The sequence below is a fragment of the Rubrivivax sp. JA1026 genome, assembly GCF_011065555.1.
Classification (GTDB): domain Bacteria; phylum Pseudomonadota; class Gammaproteobacteria; order Burkholderiales; family Burkholderiaceae_C; genus Rubrivivax; species Rubrivivax benzoatilyticus.
Genome location: NZ_JAALCQ010000001.1, coordinates 537,784 through 555,419 on the forward strand (window position 1 = coordinate 537,784; position 17,636 = coordinate 555,419).

16 protein-coding genes are annotated in these 17,636 nt (G+C 76.3%); 8 read left to right on the forward strand and 8 right to left on the reverse strand.

What is annotated here, in order from left to right; genetic code table 11:
- The first annotated feature begins 53 nt into the window (after nt 1–53).
- Genes G5B56_RS02430 through G5B56_RS02445 form a run of 4 tightly spaced genes read left to right on the forward strand, consistent with a single transcriptional unit; the run spans nt 54 to nt 2,838 of the window.
- A complete protein-coding gene (locus tag G5B56_RS02430) occupies nt 54–356 on the forward strand; it encodes an iron uptake protein (RefSeq protein ID WP_164962207.1) in 303 nt (100 codons plus the stop codon).
- Between the two features lie 11 nt (nt 357–367).
- Nucleotides 368–2,035 (forward strand): PepSY domain-containing protein, encoded by a 1,668-nt coding sequence (locus G5B56_RS02435; RefSeq protein WP_164962208.1) that lies wholly within the window; start codon nt 368–370, stop codon nt 2,033–2,035.
- Nucleotides 2,028–2,339 carry a DUF3325 family protein gene (locus tag G5B56_RS02440; protein ID WP_029718478.1) on the forward strand — a complete coding sequence of 104 codons (312 nt, stop codon included), beginning with the start codon at nt 2,028–2,030 and terminating at the stop codon, nt 2,337–2,339. Before G5B56_RS02435 ends, G5B56_RS02440 begins: the two co-directional genes overlap by 8 nt.
- Before the next feature lie 28 nt (nt 2,340–2,367).
- On the forward strand, nt 2,368–2,838 hold the full coding sequence (locus G5B56_RS02445) for a co-chaperone YbbN (RefSeq protein ID WP_164962209.1): 471 nt from the start codon (nt 2,368–2,370) through the stop codon (nt 2,836–2,838).
- A 16-nt stretch (nt 2,839–2,854) separates the two neighbouring features.
- On the opposite strand, the gene tssI (G5B56_RS02450) is transcribed toward G5B56_RS02445, so the two are convergent.
- The 8 genes from tssI (G5B56_RS02450) to G5B56_RS02485 are packed head-to-tail and all read right to left on the reverse strand — an operon-like array spanning nt 2,855 to nt 12,055.
- Complete coding sequence (tssI, locus tag G5B56_RS02450; RefSeq protein ID WP_164962210.1) at nt 2,855–5,422, reverse strand: type VI secretion system tip protein TssI/VgrG; 2,568 nt, start codon at nt 5,420–5,422, stop codon at nt 2,855–2,857.
- A complete protein-coding gene (tssG, locus tag G5B56_RS02455; protein WP_164962211.1) occupies nt 5,419–6,435 on the reverse strand; it encodes a type VI secretion system baseplate subunit TssG in 1,017 nt (338 codons plus the stop codon). Before tssG ends, tssI (G5B56_RS02450) begins: the two co-directional genes overlap by 4 nt.
- Nucleotides 6,436–6,447: 12 nt before the next feature.
- Nucleotides 6,448–8,289 carry a type VI secretion system baseplate subunit TssF gene (gene tssF, locus G5B56_RS02460; protein ID WP_164962212.1) on the reverse strand — a complete coding sequence of 614 codons (1,842 nt, stop codon included), beginning with the start codon at nt 8,287–8,289 and terminating at the stop codon, nt 6,448–6,450.
- A 4-nt stretch (nt 8,290–8,293) separates the two neighbouring features.
- Nucleotides 8,294–8,752: a type VI secretion system baseplate subunit TssE gene (gene tssE / locus G5B56_RS02465; protein WP_164962213.1), complete on the reverse strand. Its 459-nt coding sequence runs from the start codon at nt 8,750–8,752 to the stop codon at nt 8,294–8,296.
- 7 nt (nt 8,753–8,759) lie between these two features.
- Nucleotides 8,760–9,278 (reverse strand): type VI secretion system tube protein Hcp, encoded by a 519-nt coding sequence (locus tag G5B56_RS02470; protein WP_009857925.1) that lies wholly within the window; start codon nt 9,276–9,278, stop codon nt 8,760–8,762.
- Between the two features lie 34 nt (nt 9,279–9,312).
- Nucleotides 9,313–10,794 (reverse strand): type VI secretion system contractile sheath large subunit, encoded by a 1,482-nt coding sequence (tssC, locus tag G5B56_RS02475; RefSeq protein ID WP_164962214.1) that lies wholly within the window; start codon nt 10,792–10,794, stop codon nt 9,313–9,315.
- A 2-nt stretch (nt 10,795–10,796) separates the two neighbouring features.
- Nucleotides 10,797–11,315, reverse strand: a complete 519-nt coding sequence (tssB, locus tag G5B56_RS02480; RefSeq protein WP_164962215.1) for a type VI secretion system contractile sheath small subunit — start codon at nt 11,313–11,315, stop codon at nt 10,797–10,799.
- A gap of 20 nt (nt 11,316–11,335) precedes the next feature.
- Nucleotides 11,336–12,055 carry a hypothetical protein gene (locus G5B56_RS02485; protein ID WP_164962216.1) on the reverse strand — a complete coding sequence of 240 codons (720 nt, stop codon included), beginning with the start codon at nt 12,053–12,055 and terminating at the stop codon, nt 11,336–11,338.
- Between the two features lie 153 nt (nt 12,056–12,208).
- Between G5B56_RS02485 and tssJ the strand changes: the two genes are divergently transcribed.
- From tssJ to tssI (G5B56_RS02505), 4 genes are read left to right on the forward strand one after another with little or no spacing between them, the layout of a single operon-like run.
- A complete protein-coding gene (gene tssJ / locus G5B56_RS02490) occupies nt 12,209–12,775 on the forward strand; it encodes a type VI secretion system lipoprotein TssJ (RefSeq protein WP_240920626.1) in 567 nt (188 codons plus the stop codon).
- A 28-nt stretch (nt 12,776–12,803) separates the two neighbouring features.
- Nucleotides 12,804–14,123 (forward strand): type VI secretion system baseplate subunit TssK, encoded by a 1,320-nt coding sequence (gene tssK, locus G5B56_RS02495; RefSeq protein ID WP_164962217.1) that lies wholly within the window; start codon nt 12,804–12,806, stop codon nt 14,121–14,123.
- An 8-nt stretch (nt 14,124–14,131) separates the two neighbouring features.
- Entirely contained in the window at nt 14,132–14,887 is a 756-nt protein-coding gene (gene icmH / locus G5B56_RS02500; RefSeq protein ID WP_164962218.1) for a type IVB secretion system protein IcmH/DotU, read from the forward strand.
- Nucleotides 14,884–17,583 carry a type VI secretion system Vgr family protein gene (gene tssI, locus G5B56_RS02505; RefSeq protein ID WP_164962219.1) on the forward strand — a complete coding sequence of 900 codons (2,700 nt, stop codon included), beginning with the start codon at nt 14,884–14,886 and terminating at the stop codon, nt 17,581–17,583. The genes icmH and tssI (G5B56_RS02505) overlap by 4 nt, the downstream gene beginning before the upstream one ends.
- Nucleotides 17,584–17,636 lie beyond the last annotated feature (53 nt).

Genomic DNA, 17,636 nt, shown 5'->3' on the forward strand with positions numbered 1-17,636 from the left:
GGCGGTGGCGCCCCTGGCCGGCCGGCCCCTCGGCACCCGACCGGATCCACCGCATGGCCGCCACCCTCGTTTCTCCTTCCCGCGTGCAAGTCGTTTCGCGCGTGCTCGCCGCCGTCGTCGGCGGCTACGCCTTCTGCTGGGGGCTCACGGCCTTCGGCCTGGCCGGGCTGTACGCCGCCGGCATGGCCTTCCACGACGCCGAGCACCTGAGCGCGATGCTGGCCTTCCTGGCCTACCTCGCGGTCTTCCTGTGGGCGATCGCGGCGCGCAGCCTGGTGCGCGTCTGGGCCGTGCTGCTGGCCGGCGGCGCGGCGCTGGCCGGTGCGGCGTCGTTCATCCAGTCGCTGCTGGTCTGAAGGAGCTGCCGATGTTCGCCAACTTCCGCCTCGCGATGGCCTGGCTGCACACCTGGTTCGGCCTGGTGCTGGGTTACGTGCTCGCCGTCGCCTTCTTCTTCGGCGCGCTGTCGGTGTTCGACCGCGAGATCGACCGCTGGGCGATTCCGGCCACGCGTTTCGAGGCCCAGCCGATGCCGTCTTTCGACCGCATGCTCAAGCCGATCTTCGAGCGGATGCAGCCCGACGCCGACAACGTGCGTGCGCTGCGCGGCCTGGTCGACGGCCCGCTGCCCGAACGCTGGGACACCGTCGCCAGCTGGGGCGCCTACACGACGCACCGCGACCCGGTGCTGTCGGTCTTCGCCTCCTACGAGGTGCCCAACGCGCACGATCCCGAGCAGCGTGTCTGGGGCACACGCACGGTCGACCCGCGCAGCGGCGCGCTGCTGCCGGACGACCATCTGAAGATCGGCAGCCGCTTCTTCTACCCGCTGCACTACAGCTTGAACCTGCACTGGAAGGATCTGGGCGTGTGGATCGTCGGCCTGGCGGCGCTGGTGATGCTGGCGGCGCTGGCCAGCGGCATCGTCATGCACCGGCGGCTGTTCCGCGAGTTCTTCACCTTCCGTCCGTGGAAGAGCCTGGGGCGCTCGACGCTGGACCTGCACAACCTGAGCGGCGTCGCGGCGCTGCCGTTCCACTTCTTCTTCGCCTTCACCGGGCTGGTGATCTTCGCCGGGCTGTACTTCCCGGTGGCGCACACGCAGCTGCACGAACTGCACGAGATGCACGAGCGCGTCGAAGCCGCCGAGACCGGGCTGCCGCATGAGCGCGCCGGCGTCGCCGCGCCGCTGGCCTCGGTCGACGCGATGGTCGCGCAGGCGCAGCGCCGCTGGGCCGAACGCGGCCGCGCCGGTGAGGTCGGTTTCCTGACGATGCGCCACGTCGGCGATGTCAACGGCACCGTCAGCATCTACCGCGCCGGCACCGACCGCATCGCGCTGACCGGCGAGGGCATGCACTTCAAGGCCTCGACCGGCGAGCTGCTGCGCGAGGACCCGCCGCGCACGGCGGTCGACAGCGTCAACGAGTTCCTGACCGGCTTGCACCTGCAGCACTTCCGCCACTGGCTGCTGCGCTGGCTGTACGTGCTGGGCGGGCTGCTGGGCGCGGTCTGCATCGCCACCGGCTTCGTGCTCTTCGTCGAGAAGCGCAAGCGCCAGCACGCCCGCGACGGCAGCCAGGGCGCGCGTGTCGTCGACGCGCTGGCGGTGGCCACCGTCACCGGCATGCTCGTGGCGACGGCGGCGATCCTCGTCGCCAACCGGCTGCTGCCCGAGGGCCTGCCGGCGCGCGGCACCTGGGAGCAGGGCGTGTTCTGGGGCGCCTGGGCGCTGGCCGCGCTGCACGCCGCCTGGCGCAGCGCGCCGGTGGCGCAGGCGCGTGCCAACCCGGCCTGGCGCGAGCAGTGCATCGTGATCGCCGTGCTGGCCGTGGCCGCGGTCGTGCTCAACGCCGTGACCACCGGCGACCACCTGCTGAAGACGATCGCCGAGCCTTACTGGCCGGTGGCCGGGCTGGACCTGGCGCTGCTGGTGTCGGCCGGCGTCGCGGCCTGGGTCGCGCGGCGGCTGTCGCGACCGCAGCGTGCCGCCGCCACGACGCCGCGTGCACTGCCGGAGGTCGGCCATGTCTGAGAGCACCGGGATGCTGATCGTGGCGACGCTGGCGGCGCTGGCGGGTTTTGCCTGGCTGGCGCTGGCGATGGATGAACACTGGGAGCGTGTGCAGGGCGAGGCGGCGGCGGCGCCGCGGCGGGTGCTGCGTCTGCTGGGCGCAGCGGCGGTCGTGCTGTCGCTCGTGGCCTGCCTGCGCGCTGACCCGCCGAGCATGGCCGTGCTGGTCTGGCTGATGCTGCTGGCCGCGGCGGCGCTGGCCGTCGCGCTGGCGCTGGCCTGGCGGCCGGCGCTGCTGCGTCTGGCCTGGCCGCGGTGGCGCTGACGTACAGTCGCGCCCCGGGAGTGAAACGATGCGACGCTTGATCACCTGCCTGGCCCTCGCGGCCGCCACCTTCTCGGCCACCGCGGCCGAACCGGCCTACGACGAACGTGCCGACGCGCCGGCGCAGATCGCCGCCGCGCTGCAGGCCGCCGCCGGCACGCGCCAGCCGGTGCTGGTCGTCTTCGGCGCCAACTGGTGCGGCGACTGCAAGGTGCTGGACATGGCCTTCAAGCAGGGCGCCGCGGCGCCGCTGATCGCCAGCCGCTTCAAGGTCGTCAAGGTCGACGTCGGCCGCTTCGACCGCAACCTCGCGCTCGCCGAGCGTTACGGCGTGCCGCTGAAGCAGGGCATCCCGGCGGTGGCGGTGCTGTCGCCCGACAGCCGCGTGCTCTACGTCACCAAAGCCGGCGAACTGGCCAACGCGCGTCAGATGGACGATCGCGCGGTCTACGACTTCTTCGCCCGCGTGGCCGACGGCGCCCCGGCCGGCGGCCGCTGACCCGGGCCGAGGCCGCTCAGGTGCCGCTGCCGCCGGTTTGCAGCGACACCTGCGACGCGGCCAGCACGACGCTGCCCGGCGCCTTCAGCACGATGCCGTCCGGCCCCAGCTGAAGCGCGGCCCCGGCCGCCGCGAGCGCCAGTGCCCGCGCGGCGTGCACCTCCAGCGCCGCTTCGGCCGACGCCACGCGCAGATCCTGCCGGGCGTGCAGCTCGGCGGCGCCGGCCGTGTGCAGCCGCGTGTCGCCGGCGGCGGCATGCAGGCTCAGCGCCGCCAGCCCGCCGCCGCCCGCGCCGGGCCCGCCGCCGCCGGCGAACAGCAGCAGTTCGTGGGCCGCCAGCAGGTCCAGCCGGCGCCCGGCCAGCGCCTGCAGCCGTCCGGCCACCCGGTCGGCGGCTTCGTCGACCGCGTCGATCTGGTCGCCGGGCGTGGTGCAGACGACGGCGGCCGGTGCGGTGAGCAGCAGGTCCGGTGCCTGCCAGCCCGTCAGCGCGTCGGCCTGAGCGGCGTCTTCGAGGCGCTGCAGCAGCGCCGGCAGCGGCCCGTCCGGCGTGGCGCGGCCGGCTCCGTGCGCCGCCGCGTGGGTCTGCAGCCGCGCCAGCGTGTCCGACGCGCGGCGCAGGCCTGCTGCGGCGTCGGCGGTGTCGAGCTGGCGCTCCGGCGGCTGGCCCGCCGCGCCGTGTGCGCTGAGCAGCAGGCCGCCGCCGGCACGCAGCGCGCCGAAGGCGTCGGTGCGCAGGTCCAGGCCGTCGCCGCGGGGCTGCAGCGGCTGTTGGTCTTCCTGATGCCGCAGGTGCCCGAGCTGCAGCCGAGTCGACGCGGCGTCGCTCGCCAGTTCGACCCGTTCCTGCCCCGGACTGTCGTCGAACACGAGCTGGTTGCCCGGGCCCTGCGCCGCCCGGCTCGTCTGCAGCTCGCGCGTGCGCCAGCCGGCGAACAGGCCGCCGCAGGCCGGCCCGGGGGGTGCGCCGGCCTCCGCTTCGGGGTGCCAGGGCGGTGTGGCGGCGGCCGCGGCGGCGCCGTGCGCGGTGGTGTGGCGGACAGGGCCCGTGTACAGGCCGCCCAGCACCAGCGGGCGATCGAGGCGGCCGCCGGCAAAACCCAGCAGCACCTCGCGGCCGACACGCGGCGGGTGCACGCCGCCCCAGTCGTCGCCGGCCACGGCGGTGGCGGCGCGCACCCAGGCGCCGGGGCGTGCGCCGTCGGCCGGGGCACCGCGTTCCCAGGGGTGGCGCAGTTGCACGCGGTGGTCACGGTCGGTCGTCACCGCGGCCGGGCCGCCGGCGACGATGGCGCAGGCCAGTCCCGGGGCGTCCTGCCGGTACGCCAAACGGAGCTCGGGCCGGCCGGCGGCGTCGACGGGCAGCGGACGATGGGGCAGGGCCGCGGGTTGGGCAAGCAGTTCGCACTCGTAGCGTGGGCCGCCAGAGGGCGCCGCGCAGGCGGCGTGGCCGCCGGTGGGCACGTCGTTGTGCACGCGGTGGCGCACCGCGAGCACGGCGAAGCTGTCGCGCGCGCGGTCCTGACCGTCGTGGCGGGCATGGCCGCTCAGCGTGAAGCAGCGCCCGGGGGCGGCCTCGCGCCAGTGCCCGCGGCCACGGCAGCGCGCCGCCCAGCCGGCGAGCGCCTGCAGCCGGCGCTCGGCCAGGGCGCGGCCGTGCTCGCCTGTGGGGTAGGCATACGCTTCGGCGACGTCGACGGCTTCGAGCCTCGAGGCGGCGCCCGACGCTGTCCCGGACGCCACGTGCACCGGCCGCAGGCTGGCGCTGCGGTCGTCGCGGCTGGCCCAGTGCAGTGACCCGGTGGCCAGGCGCCTGACGTCGCTCCAGCTCGTGAGCGTGTGTTCGCCGGGCGCGACGCTGCCGGCCACGCAGCGCACCGGCTGCGGCGCCGGCGCGGCAAAGGCCCCGGCGTGGCCGGCGATGACCAGGCGGTGGCACCCGCCGCCCGGTGTCCGCGAGTCCTCCTCGTGTTCGAACCAGTGGCACAGGCCTTCTTCGGCGAGCAGGCGTTCGACGAAGCCGAGGTCGGATTCGTGCGCCTGCACGCAGCGGCCGCGCCGCGGCAGCGCCGCGCGGTCGCCCAGGTCCCAGCGCCACGTGGCGCCCAGGCCCGGCGCGGCACGCGCCAGGACCTGGTCGACGATCTCGACGACGCTGGCCTCGTGGAACACGGCGGCGTCCAGGCCGTCGCCCAGCCAGGCCAGCCAGGGCTCGACGAGCAGCCGTGCGCGGGCGCGGCCGCCGTCGCTGCCCAGCCAGCCGGCTTCGCGCACCAGGCCGTGGAAGGGCCGGCGGGCGCCGCCAGGCCCTTGCAGCACCAGCAGCGCCGGGCTGCCCGGCAGGGCCGCCAGGTCATGGCCGAGGTCCTCGCTGAGCACGACGAGTTCGGCCCGAAAGCCCACGGGCCGGTCGGGTGGTGGCGGGTCGAGTGCCGCGGCACGGCGCAGCGGGGCCGCCGGCCCGGCCGGGTCGGGTGCCGGGCCGACCGCCTCCCAGATCGTCGCGTGCTCGGGCACGAGCGCCTCGGGACCGAGCGCGGTGTGCAGCGTCAGGAGCCGGCCCCGGGCCGACAGCGTGTTCACGACGGGCCTCGTGCGGCGGCGGCAGCTGGGTCGGCGCTGAGCCGGTAGCCGGCGTCGGCGCGGTCCCGCGGCGGGCCCGTCCACGGCAGCACGGCGTCGAAACCCAGGCGTGCCGCGGCCGGGCCGCCGACACGCGCCGGCCGCAGGTCCTCGGCGCGCATCACCAGGCGCACCTCGGCGTCCAGCAGGCCGGCGCCGAGCTGGCGCCACCAGGCGCGCAGCGCCGCGGCGGCGTCGCCCCCGGGCAGCAGGGGCAGCAGGCGCGCCCGCGGCAACGGGCCGATGACCAGCCGCAGGTCCAGGTCGCGCTGCCAGCACCGGCTGCCGGCCAGCGCGTCGTGCCCCAGCCGCAGGCCCTGCAGGCCGAGCCGGCCACGAGCCGCCTCGGGCACCGCGCGCCAGCGCCCCAGCCAGGGTTCGACACGCACCGGCGCCGCGAACTGATGCGCCAGCACGGCTTCGATGGCCTGGGCCGACGGCCGGCCGCCGCCCAGCGTGCCGCCGTGCCAGGCCAGGGCCGCGGCAGGCGGTGCGCCGCCCGGACCGTCACCGCGACGGTGACCGTGGCCGTGGCCCGCGATCGCCAGCAGCATCGTCTGCAACCGGTCCTCGGCGGGTGTCTCGGCGGCGAGCGCCGGCCGGCCGTGGCGCCAGACGCTTTCGGCCAGCGCGGCCAGGCGATGCTGGAACAGGTCCAGAAAGGCCAGCGGCGCCGGGTCGCGGCGCTCCAGCAGCGCCTCGGTGTAGAACGCCGGCAACGCCCCGTGCACGCCCAGCAGCGACCCGAAGGCGGCGACGAACTCCAGCGCCGGCGGCTCGCCGTCTTCGGCCGGGAGCTGGCGCACCACCTCCAGTTCGCCTTCGGGCGGCGACATCGACGTCGATGCGCTGCAGCGCAACCGTGCGCCGCCGGCCGCGGGCGTGCCCAGCCAGCGGCGCAGCAGCCGCAACGCGGCAAACGGCGCGAAGCCGCCGGGGCGGGCGAACAGGCGTTCGATCGGGGTGCCGACCATCGTGTCGCGCCGTCAGGCCAGTGCCGAGCGCCCGCTGCGGCAGCCGCCGTCGAAGAGCGTCGTGCCGTCGGCCACCGACACCAGCTGCAGCCGCGTGGTGCTGTTCACCGGCGCCCGCAGCGCCAGCGCCTGCGACAGCAGCCGGCCGAAGAGCCCGACGCCGGTGCCGACGAAGGCCGACTCGTCGATGCCCAGGCGGATCTCGCGGCCGCGCAGCAGGCAGGGCGCCGGCGGGCCGGGCCACCAGGTCGTGGCCGGCTGCTGCTCGAGCCAGCGCAGCCCGGCGACGACACCGCGGGCGGCGGCGCCGCCGCCGGGGTCGTGCAGCGCCAGCCATTCGTGCAGGCCCTCGAGCCCGGTGTCGTCGGCCGGCGTGCGCGCCAGCGCCAGCAGCGACACCAGGCGCCACGCCGCGTCGCCCGCCGGTGTCGGGCGGCTGCCCGGCGTGGGCCGGCGCAGCAGCACGATCTCGTCGGCCGGGCTGCCGCCGTCGGCCTGCAGTTCGCCGTCGGGCCGGGCGATCGACATGCGTGCCGGCAGGTCGCGGTTGCCGGCCAGCACGTCCAGCGACAGCGTGTCCTGGCCCGGGCGCGCCGGGTCCAGCGCCGTGTCGACCAGTGTCAGCTCGAGCTCGTGCCCGGGCGAGACCGCGGCGCGCAGCAGGTCGCGGCGCACGGCCCAGAAGCAGGCCCCGGAACTGCCCGGTGGCGTGGCCGAGGCGTGGCGCAGCGAATAGAGCGGCGCCAGCTCCTCGTGCACCGTGTCGCGCTCGCCGGCGCGTGTGCGCCGCACACGCTCGACGCGGTGCACCTCGTAGGCCGCAGGCCGCCGCGCGTCGACGACCACCGGGTAGGCCTCGCGCTCGTGCGTGACGCGGATCGGCTCGGCGCGCTGGCGGAACAGGTTCACTACCGGCGTGCAGCCGGCGAGCAGCTGCCCGGCGCCGAGGCCGTCGAGTTCGTCCCAGGCGGCGCCGCTGCGGCCCGGTCGCGCCGCCAGGCGGTAGTGCAGCGTCGCGCTGCGGGCCTCGCTGCCGCGCAGCGCGGCCGGCAGCGGCAGGTCGATGAAGTCGAACTTGGCCGGGAAGGCGAAGTACTCGCCGAGCAGGCGTTCGGCGGCGCGGGCCGGCGCCGCGTCGTCGAGCAGGGCTTCGTCGTCGGCGAACCCGACGGCCTGCGGCGCGGCGTCGGGCACCGGCCGGGGGCTGCCGTCGTCAAGCGCGAGCGAGACGCCGGCCAGGTGGTCGAGCAACGCCTCGCGCAGCGCCACCACCTGCGACGGTGCCGCGTCGAGGTGCAGCCGCAGCGCCGGCAGGCCCAGCGTCGCCCAGCGTGCCGCGGGTGACACGAGTTCGAGCCGCAGGCTCAGGCAGGCGGCGGCCGCCGGCATGCCGGGCGCCAGGCCGACGTCGCCGGGCTGGCGGCGCAGCCCGGCCACCTGCACCGGCGCCAGCCAGACGTCCTGGGTCGTCGTGAAGCGGCACGGCACGCCCTGCACCGGCTGGCCGTGCAGCAGCGTGCCGCGCGGGATCCGGTGCGCGGTGCTGAGCTGCGACAGGCTGCGTGCGGCGCCGAAACGCACGATGCTGCACGACGGAAACGGCCGCAGCGCCAGCGGGTGCACCAGCTCCAGCAGTGCCTGCGCCAGGCGCGGCGCCTCCTCGTCCAGCCGCTGGTGCAGCCGGGCGGCGAGCAGCGCGAAGGACTGGATCAGCCGCTCGACGTGCGGGTCCTCGGCCAGGTCGGCTCCGGTGGCCAGCCGGCCGGCCACACGCGGGTAGCGCCGCGAGAACTCCCGGGCCGCCTCGTCGAACCAGGCGAGCTCGCGCTCGTAGTGCGGCAGCAGCGTGTGCATCGGCTCAGGCCCTGGGCCCGATCGCCGGCAGCACGGCGTAGTGCCGCGAGCCGGGCAGCACCTCGGCGTCGAAGTGCAGGCCGCTGCCGTCGGTGCCGTGGCGCAGCGCGGCCTCGATCGAGAATGCCGCGTCGCGCCCGTCCAGCGCCTGGACGCGCACGCCCTGCAGCCGGGGTTCGTGCACGCACAGCGTGTGGCGGATGTGTTCGGCGATGCGGCGCCGTGCCGCCAGGCTGTCACCCGTTTCGGCGGCGGGATCGGGCATGCCGAGCGCGAGCACCGAGCGTGCAGCCCGCGGCCAGCGCTGCAGCCGCTCGGGCGGCCAGGCGCAGCGCGTGTTCAGCAGCCGTTCGATGTCGTGCGCCAGCGCTCGGCGCAGGCGGTCGGCGGCGGCGCGCGGCGAGCGCCCGGCCTCGGCGGGCGAGTCGCCGAGCAGCCGCTCGAGCAGCGACGGGGGCCGCATGCCGCGCTCAGACGGCGACGTTGCGCCGCAGGTCCCAGCCGGCGACGCCGGTGCTGGTGGCCGAGCCGTCGAGCTTGTGCTGCTTGTACTCCCAGGTCACCTTGCCGTAGCGCAGGCCGAAGGTTTCGCTGGGCAGGTCGCCGCCGTCGACGCTGGTCTCGACCGAGGACACGACCACGTCCTCGAGCGCGATGCGGTAGTAGTCGATGCGCGTCTGCGAGGTCGCGGTCGCGTTCTTGCCGCCGTAGGCGCGATAGAAGGTGACCAGCACCTTGGGGTAGAGCGTGCCCGCCGACGCGGCACGCAGCAGCTTGGGCGTGGCGCGGTCGATCAGCTTGGTGAACAGCATCTCGCCGTGCTCGGTGCGTTCGGCGGTGTGGCCGCCCGAGGACGAGGCCGTCGCCGAGCGCGGCTGGAACACGCGGTGGCGGAAGGCCGAGACCTCGATCTCGTTGGCGTGGCGGCTGTCGCTGCTGTCGCCCTGCAGCTCGCTGGCACCGTCGAACTTGACGTAGATGTCCTTCATGGAAGCTCCTGCAACGGGGAGAAGGGAAGGGGGCTCAGGTGCCGCGCGGCGCCAGTTCGGCGACCAGACGCAGCGAGACCGAGAGCTCGTCGAGCTGGAAGTGCGGGCGCACGAAGGCCACGGCGCGGTAGGCGCCGGCGCGGCCGGGCATCTCGCTGACCTGGACGCTGGCCTCGCGCAGCGGGTAGGCGGCCTTGGTCTCCTGCGTCGCGCTGTCGTCCTCGACGACGTACTGCCGGATCCAGCGGTTGAGGAACTCCTCGACGTTGGCCGCCGAGGCGAAGCTGCCGACCTTCTCGCGCATCATCGCCTTCAGGTAGTGGGCGATGCGGCAGACGCTGAAGACGTACTGCAACTGGGCGGCCAGCGCCGCGTTGGCGTTGGCCGCGTCGCTGTCGTAGCGCCGCGGCCGGTGCACCGACTGCGCGGCGAAGAACGCGGCGTAGTCGGTGTTCTGGCAGTGCACCAGCGGGATGAAGCCGAGGTCGGCGAGCTCCTTCTCGCGCCGGTCGGTGATCGCCACCTCGGTCGGGCACTTCAGCGCACGCTCGCCGTCGTCGGTGCGGTAGGTGTGCGTGGGCAGGCCTTCGACCAGGCCGCCGCCTTCGACGCCGCGGATCGCCGCGCACCAGCCGTAGGCCGCGAAGGCGACGTTCAGCCTGGCGGCCAGCGCGTACGCCGCGTTGACCCACAGGTAGCGCGAATGGTCACTGCCGTCGACCCGTTCGACGTAGCCGAAACCCTCGACCCCGGTGCCGTGGCGAGCGTCGTAGGGCAGCCGGCCCAGGAAACGCGGCAGCACCAGACCGACGTAGCGTGCGTCCTCGCTGGCCCGCAGGCTCTTCCAGCGTGCGTACTCTGCGGTGTCGAAGACCTTGGCCAGATCGCGCGGGCGGCCGATCTCGGTGAAGCCGTCGAGCCCGAACAGCTCGGCCGACGCCGCGGCGATGAAGGGCGCGTGCGCGGCCGCCGCCACGTGCGACATCTGCTCGACGAAATAGAGGTCCTCGGGGCCGCGGCCGATCTCGTAGTCGCCGACGAGCGCCCCGAACGGCGCGCCGCCGAAGCTGCCGAAGGCCTCCTCGTAGACCAGGCGGAACAGCGCCGACTGGTCGAAGTCGATCGCCGCGGAGAAGTCGCGCACCAGCTCGTTCTGGGTGGCGTCGAGCACGGCGATCTTCTGCAGCGGCCCGCCGGCGGCGTGGCGGCAGAGGTAGTGCAGGCCGTTCCACGCCGCTTCCAGGCGCTGGAAGCGCGGGTGGTGGAGGATCTCGTCGAGCTGCGCCGAGATCAGCTCGTCGAGCTCGGCGATGCGCGCGTCCAGCGCGACGCCGAGGTTGTCGGCGACGGTGACGCTGCCGGATGCCACCTCGTGCGCCAGGTGGGCGATCAGCTCGCGGGCCCGGCCGTGTTCGGCGCTGCCGCGGGCCACGCGGCTGTCGAGCACGAGGCGGTCGAGCAGGTCGGGGGCCGGCGGGGGCAGCGGCTCCAGCGGGGTCAGCACGGCGGTGTCCATCGTCACGCCCCGGCCGTGGCGGCGTCGTGGCCGATCGCGGCCAGCGCCTCCGGCTCGCGCAGCGTGCGCACCAGCAGGTCTTCCAGGCGCTCGTTGCCGGCCATCTTGTTGCGCAGGTCGGCCAGCCGCGAGCGCGCCTGCAGCAGCCGCCGCAGCGGGGCCACCTGGCGCACGACGGCCTCGGGGCGGAAGTCCTCCAGGCGCTCGAAGCGCAGGTCGACGGCCAGGTCGCCGCCGGCGGCGCCCAGCGTGTCGCGCACGCGCAGCCGCAGCGCCGGCGCCATGCCGCGCAGCACGTCGTCGAAGGTGTCGACGTCGACCGGCACGAAACGCCGCTCCTTGAGCCGCGGCCGAGGCTGCGCGCTGCCGACCTCGCTCCCGCTGAAGTCGCCGAGCACGCCGACGACGAAAGGCAGCTCCTTGTGCTCGATCGCGTCGCCGACCTGGACGTCGTAGGTCAGGCGCACGCGCGGCGGGCGCACCTGTTCGAGCCGTGACTGGATGCTGTCGTGACGGGGCATCGTTTCTCCTCGGGGCGCGTTCAGCGCAGGCGGTCGAAGGGGTTGGGGGCGGGGACGGCGCTGTTCACCGGCGGCCGTGCGGCGGCAGGGGTGGCTGGGGCGCCTGGGACGGTTGTCGCTGCCGGCAGGCCGGCTGCGCGCGGCGCGGCCGGCGTCGTCGCCGGGGGTGGCGCTGCGGCGGGCGCCGTGCGCGCCGGGCGCGGGCGTGTCCTGGGTGGTGCCGCTGCGGCCGGCGGCGTGGCCGGTGTCGGCGTTTCGCCGAGCGCCTCGCGCAGCAGGCGCGCCAGTGACACCAGTTCGCCGCGCGTGTCGGCCGACAGCGCGTCGGGCTGCTCGCGCAGGCCGGACAGCGCCGCGGTCGCGATGCGCAGCCCGCCGAGGGCCAGGATGCCCTGGGCGCCGCGGTCCTGCGGGTCGCGCTGGGCGGCCTCCTGGGCCGCGGCGATGGCGCTGCCGTGTTCGCCGGCGCGCAGATGGTCGTCGGCCAGGCTCAGCCAGGGCTGCTTGCTCGCCGGGTGCTCGCGGGCCGCCTGCTGCCACAGCTGCCGTGCCTGCGCCGGGCTGCCCTGGGCGCGGGCGATCTCGGCCTGGCGCAGCCGCTCGTCCAGCGGCGGCGTGGCCGGGGGCGCCGGCGGCGTGGCGGCACAGGCGGCGAGCAGCGCGGCGGACAGGGCTGCCAGCGCCGGGGTGCGGCGGCGTGCGAGGGCTGACGGCCGGGCGGGCAGTGCGATCGGTTTCATGCGGGGTGAGCTCCTCGGGCAGGTCCGGCGGGACCGTTGCCGGGCACTCTAGGAGCCGTCCGGCACGGCCGATTCCCCCGCTGGGGGCCGCCCTCGCGGGGGGCCTGCGCCGTCGCCTGCGCTGCGCTGCAATGGCGTCAACAGCCACGCCCCATGACACGCCCCGTTCGCTCCATCGCCTTGCTCGGCTGCTGCATCGGCCTGACGCTGCTGGCGGCCTGCGCCGCACCCGCCGGTGGTGCGGCGTCCTGGTCCATGCGGCTGCTCGCCGCGGCCGGTCTCGGGCCGGCACCGCAGCCGGTGCCGCCCGAGGCCGTCGTCGAGCTGCACGCCAGCGCCGTGCTCAACGCCGGTGCCGACGGCGTGCCGGTGCCGGCCGTCGTGCAGCTGCGCTGGCTGGAAGACCCCGCGGCCTTCCAGCGTGCCGGCTACGAACGCCTGGCCGCCGGCGGCGACGGTGTCCGGGAGATCGTGCTCGCGCCGGGCCGCACGCTGACGCTGCGCGAGCGGCCGCCGGCCGGCACACGGGCGCTGGGCCTGGCGGTGCTGTTCCGCGCGCCGGCATCCGGCCGCTGGAAGCTCGTGTTCCCCCTGCCCGCGGCGCAGCCGATCCGGGTGTCCTTGCACCGCTGCGCGCTGGCGCTTGCCTCCGGCGCCGCCTGGGACGCCCCGCCCGGCGCCGACCGTCTCGGAGACCTGCGATGCCCCACGTCCGATTGACGCCGTGCCGGCCGATGGAGCCCGGCCGGTGAGCGCCACCGCCAAGATCCTCTGGGGCGAGGGCCTGTTCCTGCGCCCGCAGCACTTCCAGCGCCAGGATGCCTACCACGAGGCGCGCCTCGTGCAGGCGATGCGCTGGATGCTGCCGCAGGCCTGGGGGCTGGCCGCGCTCGAGGTCGACGAGGACGCGCTCGCCGCCGGGTTGCTGCGCGTGCTCTCGCTGCAGGCCGTGATGCCCGACGGCGAGTTCGTCTGCGCGCCGCGCGACGACGAGCTGCCCGAGCCCGTCGACCTCGGCCCGGGCTTCACCGCCGACTGGGAGCTGGTGCTGGAGCCGCTGCGTCCCGACGCCTGCAACTACGCCGCCGGCGACGACCGGCGTCTGGCGGCGCGCTTCGCGGCGCATCCCGTGCCGGCGGGCGACTGGTTCACCGGGGCGCCCGAGGCCGAACTCGTCGTGCTGCGTCGCCGCCCGCGACTGCAGCCGGCCGGCGGTTCGCAGGCCGCACTGCCTCTGCTGCGCCTGAGCCGCCGCGCCGCCGGCGGCTGCGAGCTGGACCGCCGCTTCGTGCCGCCCGCGCTCACGCTGGCGGCGGCGCCGGCCCTGCTGGCACTTCAACGGCGTCTGCTCGACCGCCTGCGCGAGCGTTGCGCCGCGCTGCACGGCCTGCCGCCGCAGCCCGGGCGCCATGTCGTCGAGCTGCGCTCGGGCGACGTCGCCGCGTTCTGGCTGCTGCACACCGCCAGCGCGGCCCATGCGCGCCTGATGCATCTCGGGCCGGGTGCGCATCCGGAGCGGCTGTTCGGCACGCTGCTCGAGCTGGCCGGCGCGCTGGCCGCCTTCACGCCCGGACGCGGCCCGGCGGACCTGCCCGCCTACCGGCACGCCGCGCCGGCTGCCGGCTTCGAGGCGCTGGAGGCGCTGGTGCACGAAGGGCTCGAGGCCGTCGTCTCGACGCGCTGCACGACGATCGCCTTCGACGAGCCGCGGCCGTCCTGGCACCTGGCTTCGCTGCAGGCCGTGCCGGCCGGGCCGGGCTGCGCGCTGTATCTGGCGGTGCAGGCCGAGATGCCGATGGCCGCACTGATCGAGGCGGTGCCGGCGCGGCTGAAGATCGGTTCGCCCGAGGACGTCGAGCGCCTGGTGCACACGGCGGTCGCCGGCGTGCGTCTGGTGCCCGCCGCGCAGCTGCCGGCGGCGCTGCCGCTGGCGCCGGGTGCGTGCTGCTTCCTGGTGGAGCCGCTCGGGCCGTTCCACGACCGCATGCGCCAGGCCGGCGCGATGGCCGTGCACGCCCCCGAGGGCTTGCCGCGGCTGCGGCTGGCGCTGCACGCGGTGACGGGCTGAGGACGGCGATGGCACCGACCGCCACCGCTGCCGCCGAACTCGCCGCGCCGCGCCCCGCCGCGCGGCGCGACCTGCTCGACCTGCTGAACGAAGGCTTCTACGTGCTGCAGCGCCTGCGCCAGGGCGAGCAGCCGGCCGAGCCGGCGGCCTTGCGCCGGGCGCTCGGCGCCTGGCTCGACGGCGTGCAGGCCGAGGGCTTGCGCCTCGGCTTCGACCCCGAGGACCTGCGGCTCGCCAGCTTCGCCTTCGTCGCGCTGGCCGACGAGGTGGTGCTCGGCACGCCCGGCCCCTTGCGCGAGGCCTGGGCGCGGCGGCCGCTGCAGCTCGAGCGCCACGACGAGCCGCTGGCCGGCGAGCGCTTCTTCGAGCACCTGGAACGGCTGCGCGAACAGGGCGCCCGCCGGCTGGCGGTGCTGGAGGTGTTCCGCATGTGTCTGCTGCTCGGCTTCCAGGGGCGCTACGCGTTCGAGCCGCCCGAGGCCCTGGCCTGGCTGACGCAGCGCCTGGCCGACGACATCGACCGCTGGCGCGGCGGCCGGCCGGCGTTCGCGCCGCACGCGCAGGCGCCCGACCACCTCGTGCACCGGCTGCGCCGCCATGTGCCGGCGTGGGTGGTGGCGGCGGTCGTGGCCGGCGTGCTGCTGCTGGCCTGGGGTGGGCTGCACCTGCAGCTCTCGGGCTGGACGGCACGCCAGCTCGCGCGGCTGCCGCCGGTCGTGCCGCCGCCGGCCGAGCCGGCGCAGCTGCGCATCACGTGGCCATGACGGCCGCCGGCACCCGCGTCTGCGGCTGGTCGGTGCACGGCCGGCTGCTGCGCTTCGAGCCGCCGCCGGACGGGCCGCCGTTGCTGGCCGAGCGCGTGACCGTCGACGAGGCGCTGGGCTCCGGTTTCGAGATCCATCTCGAGGCTCTGGCCGAGCCCGACGCCGACGTCGACGGCCTGCTCGGCGCCGAAGCCGGCGTGCACCTGGAGCCTCCGGATGGCCCGGCGCGCGCCTGGTACGGCCTCGTCGTCGAGAGCACGAGGGCCGGCGCGGCGGCCGGCGGCGTGCGCTGGCAGCTGCGGCTGCGGCCGTGGACGGCGCTGCTGGAGCAGCGCCACGGCTGCACGCTGCACGAGGACCTGAGCACCGACCGCATCCTCGAGCAGGTCTTCTCCAGCGTGCCCGGCGCGGCCTGGCGCATCGTGCGCGGCGGTGCCCCGGTGCGCCGTGCGCTGTGCACCCAGTACGCCGAGGCCGACTGGGCGTTCTGCACCCGGCTGATGGCCGAGGACGGGCTGGGCTGGCGCTTCGAGATCCGCGGCCGCGCCGAGGCCGCCTCGGGCCGCTGGCGCCACGTCCTCGTCGTCGACGACGGCCACGAACCGCCGGCCGATCTGGGACGGGTGCGTTTCGCGGCCCCGGCTCCGTCGGTGCCGGCGCCGCACGACACGGTCTCCCGCTTCGCCTGCCACCACGCGGCCGGACCGGCGGCGGTCAGCGTCGGCGCCTGGTCGTCGTGCACGGCCGCGTTCGTCGCCGGCGGGCGGGCGTCTGCCCCGGGCGTCGCGACCGGGCCGCTGTACCGTGACGTCGGCGGCGTCGACCGTTTTGCCGATGCCGCCGAGGCCGACGCCTGCGCCGAGCGGCAGCTCGCGGCCTTCGAGCTCGACCGCCAGCTCGCCCAGGGCTCGGGCACCGTGCCCGCCTTCGCGCCGGGCGCCGCGTTCACGCTCGTCGATGCCCCGGGCGCCGGCCTGGCGGGCAGCCGCTGGGTGCTGACGCGTGTGCACCACGAAGCCGCCAATGCGCTGGGCCCGGTGCTGGCACGTCGGCTCGGCGCCGCCGATCTCGACGCCGGCGGCTACCGCAACCGCTTCGACGCCGTGCCGGCCGCACGGCCGCGTGTGCCGCGGCTGCCGCCGCGGGCCCTCGCGCCGGGGCTGCAGACGGCCACCGTCGTCGGCGTCGAACACGGCTTGCCGATGGCCGACGGCGCGATGCGGGTCAAGCTGCGTTACGGCTGGCAGGGTGATGCCGACCCCGGCGAAGACGGTGTCGGCCAGGCCGTCTGGCCGCTGCGCCGTGCCACCGGCCGGCGCGGCAGCGCCTGGGTGCGTGTCGTGCAGCCGATGGCCGGGCCGGGCTGGGGCGCGGTCTTCGTGCCGCGGGTCGGTGCCGAGGTGCTGGTCGGCCATCTCGACGGCGACATCGACCGTCCGGTGGTGCTCGGCGCACTGTTCAACGGCCGCGACCGTCCGCCGTACGCCGGCACGGCGCTGTCCGGCGTGCTCAGCGCCATGCCGGGCCGCGGCGCGGCCTGCGGCGAGTGGGTGCTGGACGACAGCCGCGGGCAGCTGCGCACCCGGCTGGCCAGCCTGCCGGCGGCCGCCGAACTCGGCCTCGGCCACCTCGTGGTGCAGCCGCCCGGTTCGGCCCGGCGGGGCGAGGTCCGCGGCCGCGGTTTCGAGGCCGCGACGGCCGGCCGGGCCAGCCTGCGTGCCGGCCGTGGCCTGCTCGTCAGCACGCACCGCCGCGACGGCCGGGGCGGCTCCTGCGACGGTGCGCAGATGGACGTGCAGGAGCCGTGTGCACGCCTGGACCGGGCCGCCGGGCAGGCGGCCTCGCGGGCGCGGGCCGCGGCGGCCCGGGGCGGCACGGCGCCGCCCTCGGCGCAGGCTCCGGCGGCGCTGGCGGCCGCGGGCCTGTTCGTGCCGCTCGGTGACCTGCCTGCCGGCCCGGTGCAGGCCGACGCCGCGGAGCACGCCCGGCTGGTCGTCGCCGCCGAGGCCACGCTCGTGCTGGCCAGCGCCGCCGAGTTGCTGCAGGCCGCCGGCCGCGACCTGGTCTCGGTGGCTGGCGCGGGCTGCCGCACCGGCGTGAACGCCGACGCGGCGCTGTCCGCGGGCGGGCGGCTGCAGCTCTCGGCCGGCGGCGACCTGCGCTGTGTCGCCGCCGCTGGCGATGCCGCCGTGCGTGCCCACGCCGGCGCGCTGTCGCTGCAGGCCGAGGGCCGCCTGCGGCTGCAGGCCGCCGATGGCGAGCTGCGTCTCGTCGCCCGCCGCCGCCTCGTGCTGCGGGCTGGCGGTTCGGCGCTCGTGCTCGACGGTGCCGACGTGCGCTTCACGACGGCCGGCAGCTTCGTCGTCGAGTCCGGCGCCCAGCGGTTCCCGGGGCCGGGCCGGGTCGACGCACCGCTGCCGGCGCTGCCGCTGGGGCGGCCGGGCGCGCCGCCGAACTGGATCGCGATCGCCCACCACGACGCCGACGGCCGGCCGTTCGCCGGCCAGCGCTACACGATCCGTTTCGACGGCGGCGCGACGATCGAAGGCCGGCTCGACGCCGAGGGCGAGGCCCGCCACGAGGACGTGCCGGAGCGGGTGCTGCGGGTCGAGTACGAGCCGCGCGACGCGCTGCCGGCCGCGCCGTGGCCGCCGCTGGCCGAACTGGTGGCGGCGCTGCAGCAGCGGCTGGCCTGAACCGCAACGGCCGGGCCGGCGTCAGCCGATGGCGGGCGGTCGGCGGGCTCGCC

Excerpts from the sequence above, each read along its gene's own strand:
- tssB (WP_164962215.1), bottom strand. The coding sequence starts at position 11,315 with ATGCCCCGTCACGACAGCATCCAGTCACGGCTCGAACAGGTGCGCCCG.
- tssE (WP_164962213.1), bottom strand. The coding sequence starts at position 8,752 with ATGCGGCCCCCGTCGCTGCTCGAGCGGCTGCTCGGCGACTCGCCCGCC.
- G5B56_RS02435 (WP_164962208.1), top strand. The coding sequence starts at position 368 with ATGTTCGCCAACTTCCGCCTCGCGATGGCCTGGCTGCACACCTGGTTC.
- G5B56_RS02485 (WP_164962216.1), bottom strand. The coding sequence starts at position 12,055 with ATGAAACCGATCGCACTGCCCGCCCGGCCGTCAGCCCTCGCACGCCGC.
- tssJ (WP_240920626.1), top strand. The coding sequence starts at position 12,209 with ATGACACGCCCCGTTCGCTCCATCGCCTTGCTCGGCTGCTGCATCGGC.
- tssG (WP_164962211.1), bottom strand. The coding sequence starts at position 6,435 with ATGGTCGGCACCCCGATCGAACGCCTGTTCGCCCGCCCCGGCGGCTTC.
- G5B56_RS02430 (WP_164962207.1), top strand. The coding sequence starts at position 54 with ATGGCCGCCACCCTCGTTTCTCCTTCCCGCGTGCAAGTCGTTTCGCGC.
- G5B56_RS02440 (WP_029718478.1), top strand. The coding sequence starts at position 2,028 with ATGTCTGAGAGCACCGGGATGCTGATCGTGGCGACGCTGGCGGCGCTG.
- G5B56_RS02470 (WP_009857925.1), bottom strand. The coding sequence starts at position 9,278 with ATGAAGGACATCTACGTCAAGTTCGACGGTGCCAGCGAGCTGCAGGGC.
- tssI (WP_164962219.1), top strand. The coding sequence starts at position 14,884 with ATGACGGCCGCCGGCACCCGCGTCTGCGGCTGGTCGGTGCACGGCCGG.
- tssC (WP_164962214.1), bottom strand. The coding sequence starts at position 10,794 with ATGGACACCGCCGTGCTGACCCCGCTGGAGCCGCTGCCCCCGCCGGCC.
- tssF (WP_164962212.1), bottom strand. The coding sequence starts at position 8,289 with ATGCACACGCTGCTGCCGCACTACGAGCGCGAGCTCGCCTGGTTCGAC.
- icmH (WP_164962218.1), top strand. The coding sequence starts at position 14,132 with ATGGCACCGACCGCCACCGCTGCCGCCGAACTCGCCGCGCCGCGCCCC.
- G5B56_RS02445 (WP_164962209.1), top strand. The coding sequence starts at position 2,368 with ATGCGACGCTTGATCACCTGCCTGGCCCTCGCGGCCGCCACCTTCTCG.